The sequence below is a fragment of the Actinokineospora fastidiosa genome (assembly GCF_014648415.1).
Taxonomy (GTDB): domain Bacteria; phylum Actinomycetota; class Actinomycetes; order Mycobacteriales; family Pseudonocardiaceae; genus Actinokineospora; species Actinokineospora fastidiosa.
The window spans coordinates 1-1,607 of record NZ_BMRB01000017.1 but is presented as its reverse complement, the minus strand read 5'-3'; the positions used below and the strand labels follow the sequence as shown (position 1 = coordinate 1,607).

Here is a 1,607-nt window from a genome sequence, read left to right as displayed (position 1 = left end):
GCCGAGTTTAATTGCAATCAATTAGAAGAATAAAGAAGAATTACTGCATTTCATAACTTATTTTTTTCTCTTTTTATTTCGTTTCTTTTTTATTTATACCTTCTCTTCTTTATCTTTAGTTTTATCTACTTATCAATAGTATCTACCGGCTCGAACTCGAATTTGATCGCCTTCCATACTTCACAAGCTGCGGCTAGTTCAGGACTCCATTTGCAAGCTGCTCGGATAATTTCATTACCTTCGCGAGCAAGATCGCGCCCTTCGTTACGAGCTTGTACACAGGCTTCTAAAGCCACTCGATTAGCTGCTGCACCAGGTGCATTTCCCCAAGGATGTCCTAAAGTTCCTCCACCAAATTGTAATACAGAATCGTCCCCAAAGATTTCGGTCAGAGCTGGCATATGCCAAACATGAATACCACCTGAAGCTACCGGTATAACACCTGGCATGGATACCCAGTCCTGAGTGAAAAAGATACCGCGAGCACGATCTTTTTCAATAAAATCATCGCGCAATAAATCAACAAAACCTAAAGTCATTTCGCGTTCCCCTTCTAACTTACCTACTACTGTACCGGAGTGGATATGATCTCCCCCAGACATACGCAATGCTTTAGCTAATACACGGAAATGCATACCATGATTTTTCTGTCTATCAATAACTGCATGCATTGCACGGTGAATGTGAAGAAGTAGGCCATTGTCGCGGCAATAATGAGCCAAAGTAGTATTTGCGGTGAATCCCCCAGTTAAGTAGTCATGCATTACAATAGGAACCCCTAATTCTCTTGCAAATACAGCTCTCTTAATCATTTCTTCACATGTACCCGCAGTCGCATTCAAGTAATGCCCCTTGATTTCACCGGTTTCGGCCTGTGATTTATAAATAGCTTCGGCACAAAAGACAAAACGGTCTCTCCAGCGCATAAATGGTTGTGAGTTTACGTTTTCATCATCTTTGGTAAAATCAAGTCCACCACGTAGACACTCATAACACGCTCTACCATAATTTTTTGCGGATAATCCCAATTTTGGTTTAATAGTACATCCCAATAAAGGACGACCATACTTGTTCAACTTATCTCTTTCAACTTGGATACCATGAGGCGGGCCTTGGAAAGTTTTTGAATAAGTAGGGGGAATTCGTAGATCCTCCAAACGTAGAGCACGTAGGGCTTTGAAACCAAATACGTTACCTACAATGGAAGTAAACATGTTAGTAACGGAACCCTCTTCAAATAGGTCTAATGGATAAGCTACATAACAGATCCATTGGCTGTCTTCCCCAGCAACAGGCTCGATGTGATAGCATCGTCCTTTGTAACGATCAAGACTGGTAAGTCCATCAGTCCAAACAGTTGTCCATGTACCAGTAGAAGATTCGGCAGCTACTGCAGCCCCTGCTTCTTCGGGCGGAACCCCAGGCTGAGGACTTACTCGGAATGCTGCCAAGATATCAGTATCCTTAGTTTCATACTCTGGGGTGTAGTAAGTCAATTTATAATCTTTAACACCAGCTTTAAATCCAACACCTGCTTTAGTTTCTGTTTGTGGTGACATAAGTCCCTCCCTATAACTCTTGAATTAAGAATTCTCACAATAACAGGG

The 1,607-nt window shown here is 41.8% G+C and carries 1 protein-coding gene; it reads right to left on the bottom strand.

The annotated features are described in order from the left end of the window. Nucleotides 1-125: 125 nt before the first annotated feature. On the bottom strand, nt 126-1,559 hold the full coding sequence (locus tag IEY98_RS33545) for a form I ribulose bisphosphate carboxylase large subunit (protein WP_189214503.1): 1,434 nt from the start codon (nt 1,557-1,559) through the stop codon (nt 126-128). Between the last annotated feature and the right edge of the window lie 48 nt (nt 1,560-1,607).